We start from the raw sequence: 17,856 nt of genomic DNA on the forward strand, positions 1-17,856 counted from the left end.
CGCTCGCGCGCGGGACTCGCCTCCCCGCAGAGCGGACAGGCGCAGGATTCCAGACGAAGGGGCGCGTCCGGCGCGTGCATCGGGGCGGAGCCAGAATACCAAGGTCGCGTAAACTGGAATCCTGACCGCCACGACGTACCTCCGCGCGCTTCGGCCCGCCCAGTGGGTCAAGAACCTCTTCGTCCTCGCGCCAGTCCTGTTCGGCAAGGTCGCGGACCGCGGGGACCTGGCCGGCCGGACGGCGGCCGTGGCCGCCGCCTTCTGCGCGCTCGCGTCGGCGCTCTACCTCCTGAACGACGTCAAGGACGCCGAGGCGGACCGGCAGCACCCCGTCAAGAAGGACCGGCCGGTCGCGTCGGGCGCGCTCGCGCCGGGGATCGCCCTCGCGATGGCCGCTGTCCTTGGGCCGCTCGCGATTCTCGCCGTGTTCCTCGCCGCCCCCGCGGCGCTCCCGGCGACGCTCGTGTACGCGGGCGTCACGGTCCTCTACTCGCTCGGCCTCAAGAAGGTCGCCCTCCTCGACGTCTTCATCGTCGCGTCCGGATATGTGCTGCGCGTCCTCGCGGGCTCGGCGGCCGCGCAGGTCAAGGCGTCACACTGGCTGCTGCTCTGCACGTTCTTCCTCGCTCTCTTCCTCGCGCTCAGCAAGCGTCGCAGCGAGCTCGCCGCCCGCGGCGCGGCCGGGCGCGAGTCGCTGAAGGACGTGCCGGTCGGCCTCCTCGAGGCGTTCGAGAACACCGCGCTCGGAACCACGATCGTCTGCTACGCGCTCTACACCGTCGCGCCGGAGACGATCGCGTGGTTCGGGACGGACCGGCTGCTCGTGACCGTGCCGATCGTCCTCTTCGGCCTCTTCCGCTGGCGCCTCATCGAGACGCGCGGAGGCGGCGAGGACGCGACCTCGGACCTCTTCACGGACGCCGGCCTGCTCGCGACCGTTGTGATCTGGGGCACGGTTTGCGCGGCGCTGATTTACGGGCCCGGACGGAGCTAGGCCGGAATATCCTTCCCGCGATGGCGTCGAGGCGCGCGTTCACGTTCACCGCTCTCGCCGCCGGCGCCGCCGCGTTCACGTCGGTGGCCGGCGCTGCTCTCGCGTTCGCGCTCTCGCCGCTCGTGCGTCGCGCGTCCGCCGCGGGCGCGGCGCTGGACCTCGGCGCCGCGAAGGACTTCGACGCCGTCGCGAGCGGCGCCCTCGGCGCGGCGGAGGTCGTCGTCGAGCACAAAATCGAGGACGGCACCATGACGCGCAAGGTCAAGGAGCGCCTCGCGGTCGTGAAGGACGCGTCTTCGCCGTCCGGCCTCGCGGCCGTCTCGACGACGTGCACGCACCTCGGGTGCGGCGTCGCGTGGAGCGCGGCGAAGAAGGCGTTCCTCTGTCCCTGCCACGGCGGCGCGTACGGCGCCGACGGGCGCGTCCTCGCCGGCCCGCCGCCGCGGCCGCTCGCGAAGGTTCCGCTCGTGCTCGCGGGAGGGCGGGTCACGGTCGACCCGGCGGCGTTCGAAGCATGAAGCGTCTTTTGGAATTCCTCGAGTCGCGGGCGGGCGCGTCGTCGCTCTGGCGGAAGTTCGCCGACGAACCCGTGTCCGTGCGGCGGGCATGGCTCTTCACGCTCGGCTCGGCCGCGCTCTTCGCGCTCGTCGTCCAGGTCGTCACCGGCCTCGCGCTCGCGCTCTCCTATGCGCCGACGCCGGACCACGCGTGGGAGAGCGTGAGGGCGATCCAGACGAAGCTCCCTGCGGGCGCGGTCGTGCGCGGCCTCCACCACTGGGGCTCCTCCGCGATGGTCGTCCTCGCCGCGCTCCACCTCGCGCGCACGTTTCTCTATGGCGCATACAAGAAGCCGCGCGAGCTGAACTGGCTCGTCGGCGTCGCGCTGCTCCTCCTCATCCTCGCGTTCGGCTTCACGGGGTATCTCCTCCCGTGGGACCAGAAGGCGTACTGGGCGACCGTCGTCGGCACGAAGGTCCCGTCGGCGCTGCCCGTCGTCGGCCCGGCCGCCGCGCGGGTCATGGCCGGCGGGAGCGCCGTCGGCGCCGCGACGCTCACGCGCTTTTACGCCGTGCACGTGATTCTTCTGCCGATTCTCACGCTCGGTCTCGTCGCCGCGCACCTTCTCCTCCTCCGCAAGCACGGCCACGCGGGGCCCACGTCGGAGCCCGACCCGCGGCAGCCGTTCTTTCCGTACCAGGCCGCGCGCGACGCCGTCGCCGGCCTCGCGGTCGTGATTCTGCTGTTCGCGCTCGCCTTCGGCTCGCCCGCGCCGCTCGAGCGCCTCGCGGACCCGTCGGACACGTCGTACGTGCCGCGGCCGGAGTGGTATTTCCTTCCGCTCTTCCAGCTCCTGAAATTCTTCCAGGGGCCGCTCGAGCCGATCGGCACGGCGGTCCTTCCCGGGGTGTCGATGCTGCTTCTCGCCCTCGTCCCGTGGCTCGACCGCGGAGCGTCGCGCAGCCCGCGCGACCGCAAGCCCGTCCTCGCCCTTGGCGCGCTCGTCGGCGCCGGAATCCTCGCGCTCCTCGTCTTCGGGGCGCTCGACGCGCCGAAGGCGAAGGCGCGCTCGGGCCTCGGGTCGGGCGACGTGCCGGACCCGCGCGTCCTCGGCGGCCTCGCCTCGTACGAGCGGCGCCAGTGCGCGTCCTGCCACGGCGTCGAGGGCGTGCTGGCTCCGGGCGCGCCGGCCGGTTCGGTCCCGCTCGCGATGCGGTCGCACGCGCTGGCCGGCGACGCGCTGGTTTCGCACGTGAAGGAGAAGACGCCGAAGCCCGCGCCCCGGCCGAGGAAGGCGGCGAGGACCCCGACAAGGACGTTCCGTCGATGCTCGGCTACGTGGCGGCGCTGAAGGACGGCGCGACGTTCGCGGGCATTCCCGAGCCGATCCGCCTCGGCGGCGCGACGATCGACCGCGAGGACTGCCGCCAGTGCCACCAGATCTACGGCGAGGGCGGCCGCCGAGGCCCCGCGCTCCAGCACCTCCCCGGCAAGCGCGACAAGGCCTGGCTCGTCGAGCACTTCAAGGACCCGAAGAAGCTCGTCGAGGGCTCGAAGATGCCGAAGTACGCGTATCTCTCGGAGGCCGAGCTCGCCGCGATGGCCGACTACCTCCTCGCGCTGCCGTGAGCGGAGCGACGGTCCGCATCGCCCTCGCGACCCCGCGTTACCCGGAGTCTCCGGAGGAGTCCGTTCGGATCGTGGAAGAGCTCGTCGCGCGCGCCGCGGAAGAAGGTGCGGCGATCGTCTGCTTCCCGGAGTGCTACGTCCCGGGCTACCGCGGGCTCGGAAGGACGCCGCCTCCAGCGGACGCGGTACTTCTCGAGAGAGCATGGAATCGCGTCGCGGCGGCCGCGGCGAAGGCGAAGATCGCCGTCGTCCTCGGTACGGAGCGCGTCGAGGGGGATGCGCTTTACGCGACGGCGCTCGTGATCGGGCACGACGGCGCGCGGATCGGCTTCCAGGACAAGGTGCAGCTGGACCCGAGCGAGGACGAAACGTACACGCCGGGAACCTCGCGCCGCGTCTTCACGGTCGGGCCGCTCACGTTCAGCGTCGCGATCTGCCACGAGGGCTGGCGCTACCCCGAGACGGTGCGCTTCGCGGCGCGCCACGGCGCGCAGGTCGTCTTCCACCCGCACCTGGAGCTGGGCGGTCCGGACGCGTATGCACCGGCGACGTTCGCGGACCCGAAGAACACGTTCCACGAGAAGGCGCTCCTCTGCCGCGCGGCCGAGAACACGATCTGGATCGCGTCCGTGAACTACGCGGCGGAGGGTTCGGCAACGACGTCGGCGTTCGTGAAGCCCGACGGCACGCTCCTCGCGTTCCAGCCGTACGGCAAGGAGGGCCTCCTCGTCGCAGAACTCGACCTCTCGCTCGCCACGGGCCTCCTCGCGAAGCGGCTTCGGACCGTCTGACGGTGCGCCTACGCCATGCTAGCAGTGATAGCATCCCCTCGGAGGTGCAGGATGGCCCAGCTTCTCGTGCGCGATCTTCCGGAGGCCGTCGTGCGTTCGCTGAAGGTGCGGGCGGCCAAGCACGGCCGCTCGGCCGAGGCCGAGCATCGCCGCATCCTCGAGGAGGCGCTGCTTCGGAAGGGACCGCGCGGCACTCTCAAGGAGTGGCTCCTCGCGATGCCCGCGGGCGGGACGGACGCCGACTTCGCCAGGCCCCTCGGCCGCTCTCAGCGCGCCCGCCGCGTCGACTTGTGAAGTTCCTCCTCGACACGAACGTCGTCTCGGAGCTTCGAAAGGGCGGCCGGGCCGACCGAAACGTCGTCGCGTGGTTCGAGTCGCTCGACGCGGACGACCTCTATCTGAGCGTCCTCGTCGTCGGCGAGATCCGGCGCGGGATCGAGAAGATTCGCCGCCGCGACCCGAAGTCAGCCCAGGCCCTCGACCGCTGGCTGTCCGCGCTTTCGGCGGGGTTCGAAGACAGAATTCTGCCGGTGGATCGCCCGGTCGCCGAGGAGTGGGGGCGAATGAACGTGCCGGACCCGCTGCCCGTCCTCGACGCCCTCATGGCCGCGACCGCGAAGGTGCATGGCCTCGTCCTCGCGACGCGCAACGTCAAGGACGTCGCGTCGACGGGAGTCCGGACCCTGAACCCGTTCGTCGCCTGAGTCGGGTTCGGCCAGGCGCTACTTCTCCCTCTCCTTGAACCCCTTCAGCTCGAGGCGTTGGGAGAGGAAGCGGCGGAACTCTTCGGGCGGGATCGAGGCGACCTGGCGGCCGGTTTTGTTCTCGATCTCCTTGAGCGTCTTCTCCCACAGGTGCTCGCGGCGCGCGATCTCGTCGAGGTCGCGGACCTTGCCGAACTCCTGCACGTACTTGTTGTGCCGGCAGAGCATCCGGAACGCGTTCTCGGTGTTCGGGCGCCGGAGCGGGAGGCCGAGGATCCTGACGTCGTTGCCAACGTCGTGGATCGGCTGGCCCCACTCGCCGTAGCCGCCGAAGATCGTCCCGAGCTTGTCGAGCGCGTTCGCGAGCTTCGGCTCGCCGCTCCTCTCGAGGACGGCCTTGACGACCGGGAGCGTCACGTTGCGGAAGAGCGTCGGATCCGCGAGGCGCACGTCGATCCCGATCTCCTCGCGCGTGATCCGCGCGATGTCCTCGGACCGGATGCGGTTGTCCGTCGCGAGGTGGATGCGCTCTCCGATGGACTCGGGCACGGTGAGCGCCGCGAGGATGCCCTCGACGACGCGGTCCACGGGGACGATGTTCAGCTCGGCGGAGCGGTCGCCGGGGAACGCGGACGCAATCGACCCGATGAGCCACGCCTTGCCGCGCCCGACGGCGTCGGACTGGAGGGCGTCCATCGCCTCCTTGCTCCGGCCGAAGGCGTTGATCGGGGCGTTCACGACCTTCGTGTCGCCGCGGTTGTTGCCCGTCTTGCTGTGGCCGATCACGATCGAGGGAAGCAGCTGCGAGACGCGGAGGCCCTTTTCGATGAGCGTGTAGTCCGTCTCGAGCGAGGCCATCGCTTTCGTCAGCTCGTAGAAGTTGTTGTAGAAGTTGCGCGGGAAGACGAGGGCCGACTCCTGCGCCGTCGTGCGCTTCTTGCGCCCGTGGATGTAGGACGTCTCGATCGCTATGTGCTGGATGAACTTCGAGCCCTTCGCGTCCTGGAGCGACAGCGCGAACTCGAGCGCATTGCGGGCACCCTGCACGTTCGCGCGGAAGGAGTTCTCGTACGCGTCGTCGAAGGAGACGCTCGCGGCGCAGTGGACGACGTGCGTGATCGAGCGCTCGAGGCGCTTGAGCTCGCCGTCGGCGATGCCGAGCCGCGGCTTCTCGATGTCGCCGTCCACGAAGACGAATTTCTTCGCCTTCGCGCCGGAGATCCCGATGCGCTTCAGGAGAATCGCCCCGCGCTGCTTCGGCGAGAGGACCTTCACGACCTCCCTCGTCTTCGGGTCGCGGATCTTTTCGGGCCGGACGACGCACACGATCCGCTCGATGCGCCGGTCGGTCGACGCCTGGAAGAGGATCTCCTTGCCGAGGAAGCCCGTGGCGCCCGTCAGGAGGACGTGGAGCTTCGGGCTGCGCCCGCGGGCCTTCAGGAGCGCCCGCGCGTCCTTCTGCAGCTTTTCCATCCGCGCCTTGACGTCCTTCTCGGAGAGGTGGGAGGCCTCGCGGAACTTGAAGAACACGTTGCGCTCGGAGACGCCGATGAGCTTCTTCGCCTGCGTCTCGACGGCGCGGCTGCCGGTCGCCTGGCCGAGAGCCTCGGCGATCTTCAGGCCGAGGAGGTTCACCTTTCGAAGGCCATCCTTGACCGTCTGCTCGTTGCCGGTCCACGAGATCGCGCGGCTCGCGAGGAACTGCGCGGTCACCTCGATCGGGTTCTTGTCGCGGTGGGCCGAGACGAGGAGCTCGTCGGGGTCGATCGGACGGAGGATCTCCTTGCCCGTCGCGAGGCTCACCTTGGCGATGTAACGCGACGGAGAGCTCTCCCACGCCATCTCGCCCTTGGGGTTGACGGTCGGCACGAGGTCGGCTCCGCGTTTGGCGGAGATGGGCGAGTCGGGGACGGGCTTCGACGGTGACATGGGCTGGTCCTCCGGAAAGGGGGACCATTCTAGACGCGCCGGAGGAGAGCGGCCGCTCTCGTGTTTACGCGGCGTCAGCCGAGGGCCGAGACGACGTGGGCCCCGCCGAGCGCAACGGCGAGCGCCGAGTCGTTCCCGGCCTCCACGTAGAGCGTGGCCGTCGGGTCGCCGACGAGGGCGATCTGGCCCGCGGAGACGACCCGCGACTCCTCGGCGTCCACGAGCGTGACCTTGCCGGCGAAGACCGCGATCGCGTGAAGACCCACGAACACCCAGCGCGCTCCGGGCGGCGGCCCGAAGCGCAGGACCGTGATCCCGCCGCCCGCATGCCGCGAGCGCAGGCCGGTGATGCCGGAGACGCCGCGGCCCGAGAGGTCGTCCCTTCGGATGTGGTGGCTCGGACGGGGAGAGGATTTTGAGATTTCTTCGAATGAGGAAGAGGGGGAGAAGAGCAGGACGTCGCCGGGGCCGGCGGCGCCGCCCGGCTCGAGCACCAACAGCGCCGAGGAGCGCTCCTTCCCCTCTTCACCTTCAAAGAAAAAACCACCCGTGCCGTCGGCGAGGCGCAACAGGCGCGGCGCGGGAATCTCCCCGAATGCGTAGACCGCCACGCCCGGCGCGTGCGCCGTGGGTGGCGGAGGCGGTACCGGGCCGACGCGGTCGTCGTCGCGCGGAATGGCGCTCGTGATTGCCTGCGGCTTGTCGCGCCATCCCTCCCGCGGCTTCTTCCCGAACGGCCAGACCATCCCGAGGACTTTAGCGGAACTCCCGCGCCTCAGCGCCCGAGGATTTCGTTCAGGCGCTGGGCGCCCGCGCGGCTGACGGGAAGGCGCGTGCCGTCCGCGAGGACGGCCGTGGGCGCGCCCGTCTCCCCCGGCTCGACCTTCTTCAGCCGGTCGAGGTTCAGGAGGTAGGAGCGGTGGATGCGGACGAAGCGCTCCTTCGGAAGCGCGTCCTCGAGGCTCGCGAGCGTCTGCTGCTTGAGATGCTCCCTCCCGCCCGCGGAGAGGAGCACGTAGTCGTCCTCGGCCTTCACGAAGTCGATCGTCTCGACGGGAAGGACGGTCACCGTCGTCCCGGCCTTCACGACCACGCGACGAAGAGGCCCGTCGCGCAGCGGGGCGGCCGGCGCGGCCGGGCGGGCCGCGCCGATGCGGCTCCGGGCCCGCTCGAGCGCCATGTCGAAGCGCGCGCGGTCGAACGGCTTCAGGAGGTAGTCGACGGCGTTCGCGTCGAAGGCTCGGAGGGCGTACTGGTCGTACGCGGTGACGAAGACGACGGCGGGCCTTCCCTCGGCGTCGCGCTCGACGAGCTCGAGGACCTCGAAGCCGTCGAGGCCCGGCATCTGGACGTCGAGGAAGAGGACGTCGGGCTTCTTCTCGGCGACGGCCTTCACGGCCTCGAAGCCGTTCGCGCACGTGGCGAGGACGGCGACGTCGCCGTGGGAGACGAGAAACTCCCGGAGGAGCTCGCGGGCGAGCTCCTCGTCGTCCACGATCACGACGCCGAGAGGGCGGGAGGCCACGGAGCGAGGATAGCTCCGGGGCCTCCCGCCGGGAGAGGGAGGGAAGACTCAGCCCATCTTCCCGAAGACCGCCTTGCGAACGTTCTCCTTCATCGTCTCGACCTCGGGCCGCGCGGCGGCGCTCGCGCCGTCGCCGTCGGCCTGGTTCGCGACGAAGAGCGCGAAGAGCGCCTCGAGGACGTTGCCCGTGCGCGAGCCGTCGGCCCCGCCGCCGCCGACCATCACGCGGGGGACGATGTCGACCTTCGACTTCTCGATGGCCTCCGCGAACCGCGAGAGGACGGCCTGCGCGACCTGGTAGCGCGGCCCGCCGTAGGCGCGGACCTGCTCCTCGGCCGCGACCGCCTGCGCGATGCCGACGCGCGCCGCCCGGTCGGCCTCGGCGCCTCCCACCGCCTGGATGCGCGCGGCGTCCGCGTCCGCGAGGATGCGCACCTTCTTGCCTTCCGCGTCGGCGAGCGCCTGGATCTGCGCCGCCTGCTGGAGCGAACGCTGGTATTCGGCCTTGCCCTGGTTGGACTGAACGGTGATCGAGACCTCCGACTCGGTCAGAAGAGACTGCTGCTTCGCGCGCGCCTCGGCCTCGCGGAGCTCGCGCTCCTTGACGGCGGCCGTCTGCTGGCGCGTGTACGTCTCGACCTGCTCGGCAGCCACCTGCCGCGCACGGAGCTGGTTCAGGATCTGCTCGATCGAGCCTCCCGGCGCCGCGCCCGGCGTCCCGATGAGAACCTCCTCGAGCTCGAGGTTGTAGCGCGCGAACTTGTCCTTCATCTCCCGCGAGGCCGCGTCCTGGATCGCGCTGCGGTCCTGGATGAGCTGCAGGAGCGTGCGCGTCTGGCCCACGTTCTTGAAATAGGCCGACACCATCGGGTCGAGCGTCTGCTCGACGAGTTTCTTGATGTCGCCGAAACGCTGGATGACGAGCGGCGCCTTCCGATAGTCGATGTGGATCACCACCGAGAGAGGCAGCGTCGGCTCGAACGCGTCCTTCGTGATGAGGCCGATCTCCGACAGGTTCTCGTCGAGGCGGTGCGAGCCCGTCTCCGAGCGGATCCACTTCAGGATGATGTTCGTCGTCGGCACCGTCACGACGCGGCCCGCGTACGTGTTGAAGGCGTACTTTCCGGGGCCGAGCGGGACGCTCCAGACGCCGCGGCAGCCCGCGGTCACGGTCTCGCCGTGCGCGTACTCGGGGCCCGAGAGGTCGACGCCGACCCGGCCCGTGTAGGACACGACGACGCCGACCGAGCCGACGTCGACGACGGTCTTCGGGATCATTTCGACCGTCGCGAAGAGGCGGTTCAGGACGTACGTGCCCTCGACGAGGACCTCGAGCTGGCGGCCGCGCAAGCCGCCCGCGGCGAGGTAGCGCTCCGGATCCTGGAACTTGTTGTGGTACGTCGCGCGCTGGGCGGGGTCGTCGCCCACGACGGGCGCGATGATCTCGCCCTCCGCGAGCGACGGGCCGTCGTGGACGGTCACGATCCCGACGAGGTCGTCGCCGCCCTTGATGACGACGGGCGTGAAGCCCTGGCGCTCGGCGATGAGCTGCGCCATGCGGCGGAGCACCTCTTCGTCCTGCTTGTCGAGCGGGAGCTGGAGGACGCCGGAGTCGGTCACGACCGCGAAGAGCGCGAGGTTGATCGCCCACGTGCCTTCGCGGAGGACCATCCGCTGCGGCCCGCGCTGGCCGCCGCCGGTGATGAAGGCCATCGCGTCCTGGTAGTCGGGCGCCTTGCCCGCCGAGGCGAGCGTCTGCGTGGGGGAGAGCGGCTGGCCGTCGCGCGCGAAGACGTAGCCGATCTTGCCCTGGGGAATCGTCACGAGGGGCACGCGGTGGACGCGGTAGAGGACGCGCGGCAGGACGTGCCAGCCGCCGCGCAGGAGCTGAGGCTGAAAGCCCGCCTCGCCGTGAAGCGCGATGAGGCCGGACGTGACCGACCCCTTCGCGCTGACGAGCTTCTCCACGATCCCGACGCGATTGTTCGGGATCCACCGGAAGAAAAGCGCGGCCCCAAGCGCGCCGAGGAGGAGGACGAGGCTCACGAGGGCCAGGAACGCGTGAGCCGAGACGAAGAGTTCGAGCGCCTTGAACACGGGAACTCCCTTCGGGATCGCGGGTGACGGGCCACTCAGACGGCGGAGCCGCGCCGCGAATCCCTTTTCAGACGGAGTGGGGAACGCCCCTGCGGGGAGCCGTCAGGCCCTGGGGCGTTTGCTGCGTGACATGTTTGCCACCTGATCCCAATGTGCGTCCGGGAAGTCGCTTCGTCAAACCGGCGGCTGGCACGCTCGATGCAGCTCCAGGCTGTACCGGGAAGCACAAGTGCCAGGAGATGGCATGGGAGTCGCGCGCGGGCGCGTCAGACGCGCGCGGGCAGCTCGATCTCGGCGCGGAACGTCGCGTCCACGCGGCGCGCGGAGAAGCGGCCGGCGTCGCCCCACGAGGCGGACACGCGCCGGGCGACGTTCACGAGGCCGAGCCCCGTTCCCGCGGCGGGCGGTGCGTCGTCGTCGGCGGGGTTCTCGACGACGATCGAAACGCGGTCGCCGAAGCGCTTCGTCACGAGCGTGAGCGTGCCGCCGTCGATGCGGCGCGCGATCCCGTGCTTGACGGCGTTCTCGACGAGCGGCTGCAGGAGGAGCGGCGGCACGAGCGAATCCGCCGCGGCCGGGTCGAGGTCCTCGGTGAACCCGAGGCGGTCGCCGAAACGCACGCGCTCGACCGCGAGGTAGCGCCGCGCGAGCGCGATCTCCTCCGAGAGCGGGATCTCCGCCTTGCCCGAGAGGCCGAGCGTCGTCCGGAGAAAGTCCGACAGCAGCGCGCACATGCGGCGCGCCTCCTCGGGGCGCGACGCGGCCAGCGAGCCGATCGAGTTGAGCGCGTTGAAGAGGAAGTGGGGGTTCAGGCGCTCCTTGAGGGCCTGGAGCTCGGCGTCGCGCGCGAGGGACTTGAGCTCCACCTCGCGCTCCTCGCGCTCCTTCGCGTCCCGCGCCGCCGCGAGGAGGTAGTGGAGCGCGACCGCGAGGAGGTACAGGAGGATGCCGAGGAGGAGGACGACGAGCGTCGCCCGCCGGAGCGCCTCGGGCAGCGCCGCGAACGGCGGGGCGAGGGCGAGAAGGCCGCCGAGCGTCGCGCCCCAGAGCACCCAGAGCGACGCAGCCACGACCGACGCGACCGTGAGCGTGACGGCGAGCGAAAAGAGCCGGGACGTCCGGATCGGGAATGCGATGCACAGGTACCACGAGGAAAGGCACACGAAGGCGTACACGCCCGTCAGGAGCGGCGAGACGACGGCGGCCTCGAGCGCCGTCATCCCGCCCGCGAGGACGAGGAGCGCGCCGAGGATGGCCGTGAGCGGGACCCACGCGATCAGGTAGACCGCGAAGGCGCCCGGCCGCGCGAGAAGCGGGTGCACGGCGCGCCTTCAGTTCTTGACGCCGAGGCCGCCGAAGAGGATGAACCCCGTGACGTACAGCTCCTTGTGCGGCGCTCCGGGCAGAGGTGGCCGTGTCTTGTCGTCCTGCCCGCCGAAGATCGCGATCGCCTTCATCGAGACGTTCCACGTCTCCGGGACGCGGATCTCGCCGCCGCCGCAGAAGCAGAAGACGTCGATGGCGGCGGAATCGCCGGCCATCTGCGCCTCGCGCAGGTCGATTTCGAAGCCGCCGAACATGGCGTTCGCCTGCCCGCCCCGGAACTCCTGCGACTGGATTCGGCGCTTGCCGCCGCCGAAGATCGCCCACTCGCTCAGCGTCCCGCCGGGCGCCCCGCCGCCGGGAGCCGGGCCGGCCTGCCGCCGCCAGTGCTCGAGCACGATGTTGAGACCGACGAGGACGAAGATGAGCGGGAAGAGCATCGAGAGCCGGAACCACAGGAGATTGAACTCGCGCGCGAGGAGCAGCCCGCCGATCCCGATGAGGACGAGGCCCGCGAAGAAGTTCCGCGACACGAGGCGCAGGAGGCCGACCGCGACGAGGACGAGAGGCCAGTAGCGCCAGACCTCGCGCACCTGGACGAATCCGAGGTTCGCGGCGGTGAAGAGGAGGCCTCCGGCGATGAAGAGGAGCCCGACGAGCAGGCGTCCGGTCGGGAGCTGGCGGGGTGTCGGAGCGGTCGGGTCCATGTCTGCCTCCGTGGGAAAGGTACGCGCCCGCGGGGCCTTCAGCCCGGGCAAATCGGCGAACGCACGGCCGGGATCGGTAAACGGCTCCGAGGGGCGTCAGCGGGCCGCGGCGGCGGGCACGGCGACGCGCGCGGGCTCGTACCCGAGGTTCGGCGCGAGCCAGCGCTCGGCCTCCTCCACGGGGAGCCCCTTGCGGCGGGCGTAGTCCTCGACCTGGTCCCTCCCGAGGCGGCCGACCGCGAAGTAATGCGCGTCGGGGTGCGCGAAGTAGAAGCCGGAGACCGACGCCGCCGGAGACATCGCGAAGCTCTCCGTGAGGCGGATGCCGGCGGCGTCCTCGGCTCCGAGGAGGTCGAAGAGCGTGCGCTTCTCGGTGTGGTCGGGGCACGCGGGATAGCCCGGCGCGGGGCGGATGCCGCGGTACTTCTCCCGAAGGAGCTCCTCGTGCGTGAGGGCCTCGCCGCGCCCGTAGCCCCAGTCGGAGCGGGCGCGCTGGTGCAGCATCTCGGCGAACGCCTCGGCGAGGCGATCCGCAAGCGCCTTCGCGAGGATCGCGGAATAGTCGTCGTGCGCGGCCTCGAAGGACCGGGCAAGCTCGTCGGCGCCGATACCGGCCGTCACGGCAAAGAGGCCGATGTGATCCCTCCGGCCGCTCGCGGCGGGCGCCACGTAGTCCGCGAGCGCCTCCAGCGGCTGGCCCTCGGGCTTCTCCATCTGCTGGCGGAGCGTGTGAAGCGTCGCGAGCCTCTTCGTGCGCGCCTCGTCGGCGAAGACGGCGACGTCGTCGCCCTCGGACGCGGCGGGGAAGAACGCGTGGACTCCGCGGGCGGTCAGGAGCCGCTCCTGCACGACGCGCGCGAGGAGCGCCTGCGCGTCGGCAAAGAGCTCTCTGGCTCTTTCCCCCAGGACCGCGTCGTCCAGGATCTGGGGATAGCGGCCGCGCATCTCCCACGCGTGGAAGAACGGCGACCAGTCGATGAACGGGACGAGCGTTTCGAGCGGCACGTCGTGGAGGACGCGGACGCCCGTGAAGGACGGGACGGCAAGGTCCGCCGCCGCCCAGTCGAGCTTCGGGCGGCGCGCCCGGGCCGCCGCGAGCGGGACGAGGGGCTTCTTTGCCCGCGCCTCGTGCTCGGCGGCGAGGAGCGCCTGCTTCTTGCGGTTCGTCTCCGCGAACGCCGCCTTCTCTCCGCCAAGGAGGCCGGAGACGACGCCGACCGCGCGCGAGGCGTCGTGCACGTGGACGACGGGCTTGCCGTACGCGGGGGCGATCTTCACGGCGGTGTGGACGGGGCTCGTCGTGGCGCCACCGATGAGGAGCGGCACGGCGAAGCCCCCGCGCTCCAGCTCGCGCGCCACGTGCGTCATCTCCTCGAGCGACGGCGTGATGAGGCCCGAGAGGCCGACGGCGTCGACGGCGTGCTCCTTCGCCGCCTTGAGGATGCGGTCGGCGGCGACCATCACGCCGAGGTCGATCACCTCGTAGCCGTTGCACGCGAGGACGACGCCGACGATGTTCTTCCCGATGTCGTGGACGTCGCCCTTGACCGTCGCGAGAAGGATCCTGCCCTGCGACGTCGACGCCCCGGCGGCCTTGTCGGCCTGGAGGTACGGCTCGAGGTACGCGACCGCGCGCTTCATGACGCGCGCGCTCTTGACGACCTGCGGCAGGAACATCTTCCCGGCGCCGAAGAGGTCGCCGACGACGTTCATTCCCGCCATGAGCGGCCCCTCGATGACGTCCAGCGGCCGGGCGAGCGCCCGGCGCGCCTCTTCGGTATCGGCCTCGACGAAGTCCGTGATGCCGTGGACGAGGGCGTGCGTCAGGCGCTCTTCGACCGTCCCGCTCCGCCACGCGTCGGTCTTCGCCTCGGCCGGGCCGGCCTGCTTCACGGACGCGGCGAATGCGAGGAGGCGCTCGGTGGCGTCGCTTCGCCGGTTCAGGAGGACGTCCTCGACGCGCTCGAGGAGATCCTTCGGGACGTCCTCGTAGACCGCGAGCTGGCCGGCGTTCACGATCCCCATGTCGAGTCCGGCGCGGATCGCGTGGTAGAGGAACGCCGCGTGCATCGCCTCGCGGACCGTGTTGTTCCCGCGGAACGAGAACGACACGTTCGAGATCCCGCCGGAGACCTTCGCGAACGGGAGCGCCTCCTTGATGCGGCGCGTCGCCTCGAAGAAGTCGACGGCGTAGGAATCGTGCTCCTCGATGCCCGTGGCGACCGTCAGGACGTTCGGGTCGAAGATGACGTCCTCGGGCGGGAATCCGACCTCTTCGGTGAGGATCCGGTACGCGCGGGAGGCGATCGCGAGCTTGCGTTCGGCCGTCGCCGCCTGGCCGGCCTCGTCGAACGCCATCACGATCACCGCGGCGCCGTAGCGCCGGACGAGCCGCGCGTGGGCGCGGAACGCGTCCTCGCCCTCCTTCAGGCTGAGCGAGTTCACGACGGCCTTGCCCTGCAGGCACCTCAGGCCCGCCTCGATCACGTCCCACTTCGAGCTGTCGAGCATGATCGGCAGCTTCGCGATGTCCGGCTCCGCCGAAACGAGGCTGAGGAAACGCGTCATCGCGGCGGCCCCGTCCAGCATCCCCTCGTCCATGCAGACGTCGAGGACGTTCGCGCCGCCCTCCACCTGCTGCCGCGCGACGGCGAGCGCGCCCTCGTAGTCGCCCGCGAGGACGAGCTTCGAGAACCTCGGCGAGCCCGTCACGTTCGTCCGCTCGCCGACGACCGTGAAGACACCGTCGCGCAGCGTGTACGGCTCGAGGCCGCTGAGGCGCGTGGCGCGCGGGACCTCGGGGACGCGCCGCGGCGGGATGCCGTGGACGGCGTCGGCGATCGCGCGGATGTGCTCCGGCGTCGTCCCGCAGCAGCCGCCCACGACGTTGACCCAGCCCTCGCGCGCGAAGGCCGCGAGGTCGGCGCACATGATCTCGGGCGTCTCGTCGAAGCCGCCAAACGCGTTCGGGAGGCCGGCGTTCGGATACGCGCTCGTGAAGACCGGCGCGAGGCCCGACAGCTCTTCGACGTACGGCCGCATCTCCCTGGCCCCGAGCGCGCAGTTGATCCCGACCGAGAGGAGCGGGACGTGGGCGATCGAGTTCCAGAACGCCTCGACCATCTGGCCCGAGAGCGTCCGGCCGGACTTGTCCGTGATCGTGACGGAAACCATGAGCGGGACGCGCCGCGCGCCCTCGTCGAGGAGCTGCTGCGCCGCGAAGAGCGCCGCCTTGAGGACGAGCGTGTCGAAGACCGTCTCGAAGAGGAGGACGTCGGCGCCGCCGTCGAGAAGGCCGCGCACCTGCTCGCGGTACGCGGCGACCATGTCCGTGAAGACGTGCGTGCGCTTGCCCGGGTCGTTCACGTCCACGGCGAGGGACAGCGTCCGGTTCGTCGGCCCGAGGGCGCCCGCGACGAAGGCGTCCTTGCCGGTCGCCGCGCGGTGGGCGTCGACGGCGCTCCGCGCGAGCCGCGCGGCCGCGACGTTCAGCTCGTACGCGAGCGGCTCGAGGCCGTAGTCCGCGAGCGAGATCGCCTGCGCGTTGAACGTGTTCGTCTCGAGGATGTCCGCGCCGGCCTCGAGGTACTGGCGATGGATCTTCTCGACGATGGCGGGCTGCGTGAGGACGAGGAGGTCGTTGGCGCCCTTGAGGTCCCTTGCGTGATTGCGGAACCGGTCCCCGCGGTACGCGGCCTCGTCCAGACCCTCGCGCTGGATCATCGTCCCCATCGCTCCGTCGATCACGGCGACCCGGCGGGAGAGCAGCGCCCGCAGGCGTGCCTCGGCGCTCATCCGAGCGCCTCCATGAGGCGCTTGACGACGCCGTAGCGGCCCATCGGCATCACGTGCAGGCCGCGGACGCGCGCCGCCATCTCCTTGGCGAGCTCGAGGGCGAGCGCGATGCCCTCCTCCTCCTCGAACTCCGGCCCCTTGTCGGCGGCCTTGCGCATCCTCTCGATCAGGGACTCGGGGACGACCATCCCCGGAACCTCGTTCGCGAAGTAGAGGGCCTGCTTGAGGCTCTTCGGCGGGATGAGGCCGACGAGGACGGGAATCGAACGCGACTCGGCGCGCGCGCAGAACCGGTCCAGCGCCGCGAGATCCCAGACGGGCTGCGTCTGGGCGAACGTCGCTCCCGCGTCGATCTTCGCGGCGAGCTTCGAGATCTCGACGTCGAGGTCCTTGGCGGCCGGGTTCGCGGCGCAGCCGATCGCGAAGGACGTGGCGGCTCCGATCGCGCCGCCCGCGAGGTCGACGCCCGCGTTCAGGCCCTTGACGATGCGCAGGAGACCGAGCGTGTCGACCTCGCCGACGGGCTTGGCCTGCGGGTAATCGCCGATCTTCAGCGGGTCGCCGCCCACGACGAGAAGCGCCTTGATCCCGAGGCCCGCGGCCCCGAGGAGGTCCGACTGGATGCCGAGCACGTTCCGGTCGCGCGGCGAGAAATGGAAGATCGTCTCGGCGCCCGTCTCGTGGCGGATGAGGTGGGCGACGGCGATCGAGGACATCCGGAGGCGCGCCATCGGGTTGTCCGTGACGTTCACGGCGTCGACGCCGAGCGTCTTGAGCGTGCGGGCGCCGTCCAGCGCCACCGAGGAGTCGAAGCCCTTCGGCGGCTCGACCTCGACCGTCACGACGCGGGCCGCGGGGTCGGCGAGCTTGCGCTTGAACGCGGACGTCTCGAGCGGCGCGGCCTCGGGCCGCGGGCGCTCGGACGACACGAAGACGGACGGGGCGGCGTGGGCGGCGCGGCGGGCCTTGCCGACGGTCTCGCGGGCCATCGCGGCGACGTGCTCGGGGCCCGTGCCGCAGCAGCCGCCGAGGTACGCGGCGCCGGCCTGCACGGCCTCACGCGCCGTCTCGCGGAAGTAGTCGGCCGTCGCGGGGTAGACGGTGCGGCCGCCGACGATCCACGGGTAGCCCGCGTTCGGCATGAGCGAGACGGGGAGGGAAACTGAGGACGTCGCGCGCGTCAGGACCTCGAGGGATTCCTGCGGGCCGATCGCGCAGTTCAGGCCGACGACGTCCGCGCCGGCGTCCGCAAGCGCGCGGAGGCTCTCGGCCGCCTCGTCGCCGAAGCTCGTTTTGCCGTCCGCGAGGAACGTCATGGACGCGAGGACGGGGATCTCCGCCGAGAGGGCGCGCGCGGCGCGCACGGCCTCGAGGATCTCGAGCAGGGACGAGAACGTCTCGAAGACGAGGAGGTCGACTTTTTCCTCGAGGAGGATGCGGAGCTGCTCGGTGAAGATTTCCCGAACGTGAGGGCGGGTGAGCGGCCCGTAGGGCTTGACGAGCTGCCCGAGAGGGCCGACGACGCCTCCGACGTAGACGTATTCGCCCTCGGCCGAGGCATGCGCGAGGCGGACCGCTTCGCGGTTGATCTTCTCGAGCGAGTCCGCCCAGTCGAACTTCGTGAGCTTGGAGCGGTTCGCGTCCCACGTATTCGTGGAGATCACCTGGGCGCCGGCGGCGGCGTAGTCGTCGTGGATCTCCTTGACGAGGTCCGGAGTCGTGAGGCAGACCGGAGAGCGCGGGCCGTCCGCGGGGGCGCCGCGCGAGACGAGGAGCGTGCCCATGGCGCCGTCGCCGAGCAGGACCTCGGTCTTCAGGCGCTCGCGGATGTCTCTCTTCATTAGAACGCCCTCGCGGTAAGATT

The 17,856-nt window shown here is 70.8% G+C and carries 15 protein-coding genes; 7 read left to right on the top strand and 8 right to left on the bottom strand.

Annotation, left to right across the window (positions count from 1 at the left end):
• Positions 1-118 precede the first annotated feature (118 nt).
• The 7 genes from IPL89_00960 to IPL89_00990 are packed head-to-tail and all read left to right on the top strand — an operon-like array spanning position 119 to position 4,616.
• Positions 119-994 carry a UbiA prenyltransferase family protein gene (locus tag IPL89_00960; protein MBK9061768.1) on the top strand — a complete coding sequence of 292 codons (876 nt, stop codon included), beginning with the start codon at positions 119-121 and terminating at the stop codon, positions 992-994.
• Positions 995-1,014: 20 nt separating this feature from the next.
• Positions 1,015-1,512 (top strand): Rieske 2Fe-2S domain-containing protein, encoded by a 498-nt coding sequence (locus tag IPL89_00965; GenBank protein ID MBK9061769.1) that lies wholly within the window; start codon positions 1,015-1,017, stop codon positions 1,510-1,512.
• The gene (locus IPL89_00970; protein ID MBK9061770.1) at positions 1,509-2,843 is read left to right on the top strand and encodes a cytochrome bc complex cytochrome b subunit; all 1,335 of its coding nucleotides are present in this window, start codon (positions 1,509-1,511) and stop codon (positions 2,841-2,843) included. Before IPL89_00965 ends, IPL89_00970 begins: the two co-directional genes overlap by 4 nt.
• Positions 2,819-3,121 (top strand): cbb3-type cytochrome c oxidase subunit II, encoded by a 303-nt coding sequence (locus IPL89_00975; GenBank protein MBK9061771.1) that lies wholly within the window; start codon positions 2,819-2,821, stop codon positions 3,119-3,121. Before IPL89_00970 ends, IPL89_00975 begins: the two co-directional genes overlap by 25 nt.
• Positions 3,118-3,912 (top strand): carbon-nitrogen hydrolase family protein, encoded by a 795-nt coding sequence (locus IPL89_00980; protein ID MBK9061772.1) that lies wholly within the window; start codon positions 3,118-3,120, stop codon positions 3,910-3,912. The genes IPL89_00975 and IPL89_00980 overlap by 4 nt, the downstream gene beginning before the upstream one ends.
• 51 nt (positions 3,913-3,963) lie before the next feature.
• Entirely contained in the window at positions 3,964-4,206 is a 243-nt protein-coding gene (locus tag IPL89_00985) for an Arc family DNA-binding protein (protein MBK9061773.1), read from the top strand.
• Positions 4,203-4,616 carry a type II toxin-antitoxin system VapC family toxin gene (locus IPL89_00990; GenBank protein MBK9061774.1) on the top strand — a complete coding sequence of 138 codons (414 nt, stop codon included), beginning with the start codon at positions 4,203-4,205 and terminating at the stop codon, positions 4,614-4,616. The genes IPL89_00985 and IPL89_00990 overlap by 4 nt, the downstream gene beginning before the upstream one ends.
• 18 nt (positions 4,617-4,634) lie before the next feature.
• On the opposite strand, the gene IPL89_00995 is transcribed toward IPL89_00990, so the two are convergent.
• The 8 genes from IPL89_00995 to IPL89_01030 form a co-directional block, all read right to left on the bottom strand.
• Positions 4,635-6,545 (bottom strand): SDR family oxidoreductase, encoded by a 1,911-nt coding sequence (locus IPL89_00995; protein ID MBK9061775.1) that lies wholly within the window; start codon positions 6,543-6,545, stop codon positions 4,635-4,637.
• Positions 6,546-6,619: 74 nt separating this feature from the next.
• Entirely contained in the window at positions 6,620-7,291 is a 672-nt protein-coding gene (locus IPL89_01000; protein ID MBK9061776.1) for a hypothetical protein, read from the bottom strand.
• A 29-nt stretch (positions 7,292-7,320) separates the two neighbouring features.
• Entirely contained in the window at positions 7,321-8,046 is a 726-nt protein-coding gene (locus IPL89_01005; GenBank protein ID MBK9061777.1) for a response regulator, read from the bottom strand.
• Positions 8,047-8,118: 72 nt separating this feature from the next.
• Positions 8,119-10,125, bottom strand: coding sequence for a flotillin family protein (locus tag IPL89_01010; protein MBK9061778.1), 2,007 nt, complete (start codon positions 10,123-10,125; stop codon positions 8,119-8,121).
• Positions 10,126-10,433: 308 nt separating this feature from the next.
• The gene (locus tag IPL89_01015; protein ID MBK9061779.1) at positions 10,434-11,489 is read right to left on the bottom strand and encodes a histidine kinase; all 1,056 of its coding nucleotides are present in this window, start codon (positions 11,487-11,489) and stop codon (positions 10,434-10,436) included.
• Positions 11,490-11,498: 9 nt separating this feature from the next.
• Positions 11,499-12,197 carry a hypothetical protein gene (locus IPL89_01020; GenBank protein MBK9061780.1) on the bottom strand — a complete coding sequence of 233 codons (699 nt, stop codon included), beginning with the start codon at positions 12,195-12,197 and terminating at the stop codon, positions 11,499-11,501.
• 96 nt (positions 12,198-12,293) lie between these two features.
• Positions 12,294-15,992, bottom strand: coding sequence for a methionine synthase (metH, locus tag IPL89_01025; protein MBK9061781.1), 3,699 nt, complete (start codon positions 15,990-15,992; stop codon positions 12,294-12,296).
• Entirely contained in the window at positions 15,989-17,833 is a 1,845-nt protein-coding gene (locus IPL89_01030; protein ID MBK9061782.1) for a bifunctional homocysteine S-methyltransferase/methylenetetrahydrofolate reductase, read from the bottom strand. The genes metH and IPL89_01030 overlap by 4 nt, the downstream gene beginning before the upstream one ends.
• Positions 17,834-17,856: the final 23 nt, after the last annotated feature.

The sequence above is a fragment of the Acidobacteriota bacterium genome (genome assembly GCA_016716715.1).
GTDB lineage: Bacteria > Acidobacteriota > Thermoanaerobaculia > UBA5066 > UBA5066 > Fen-183.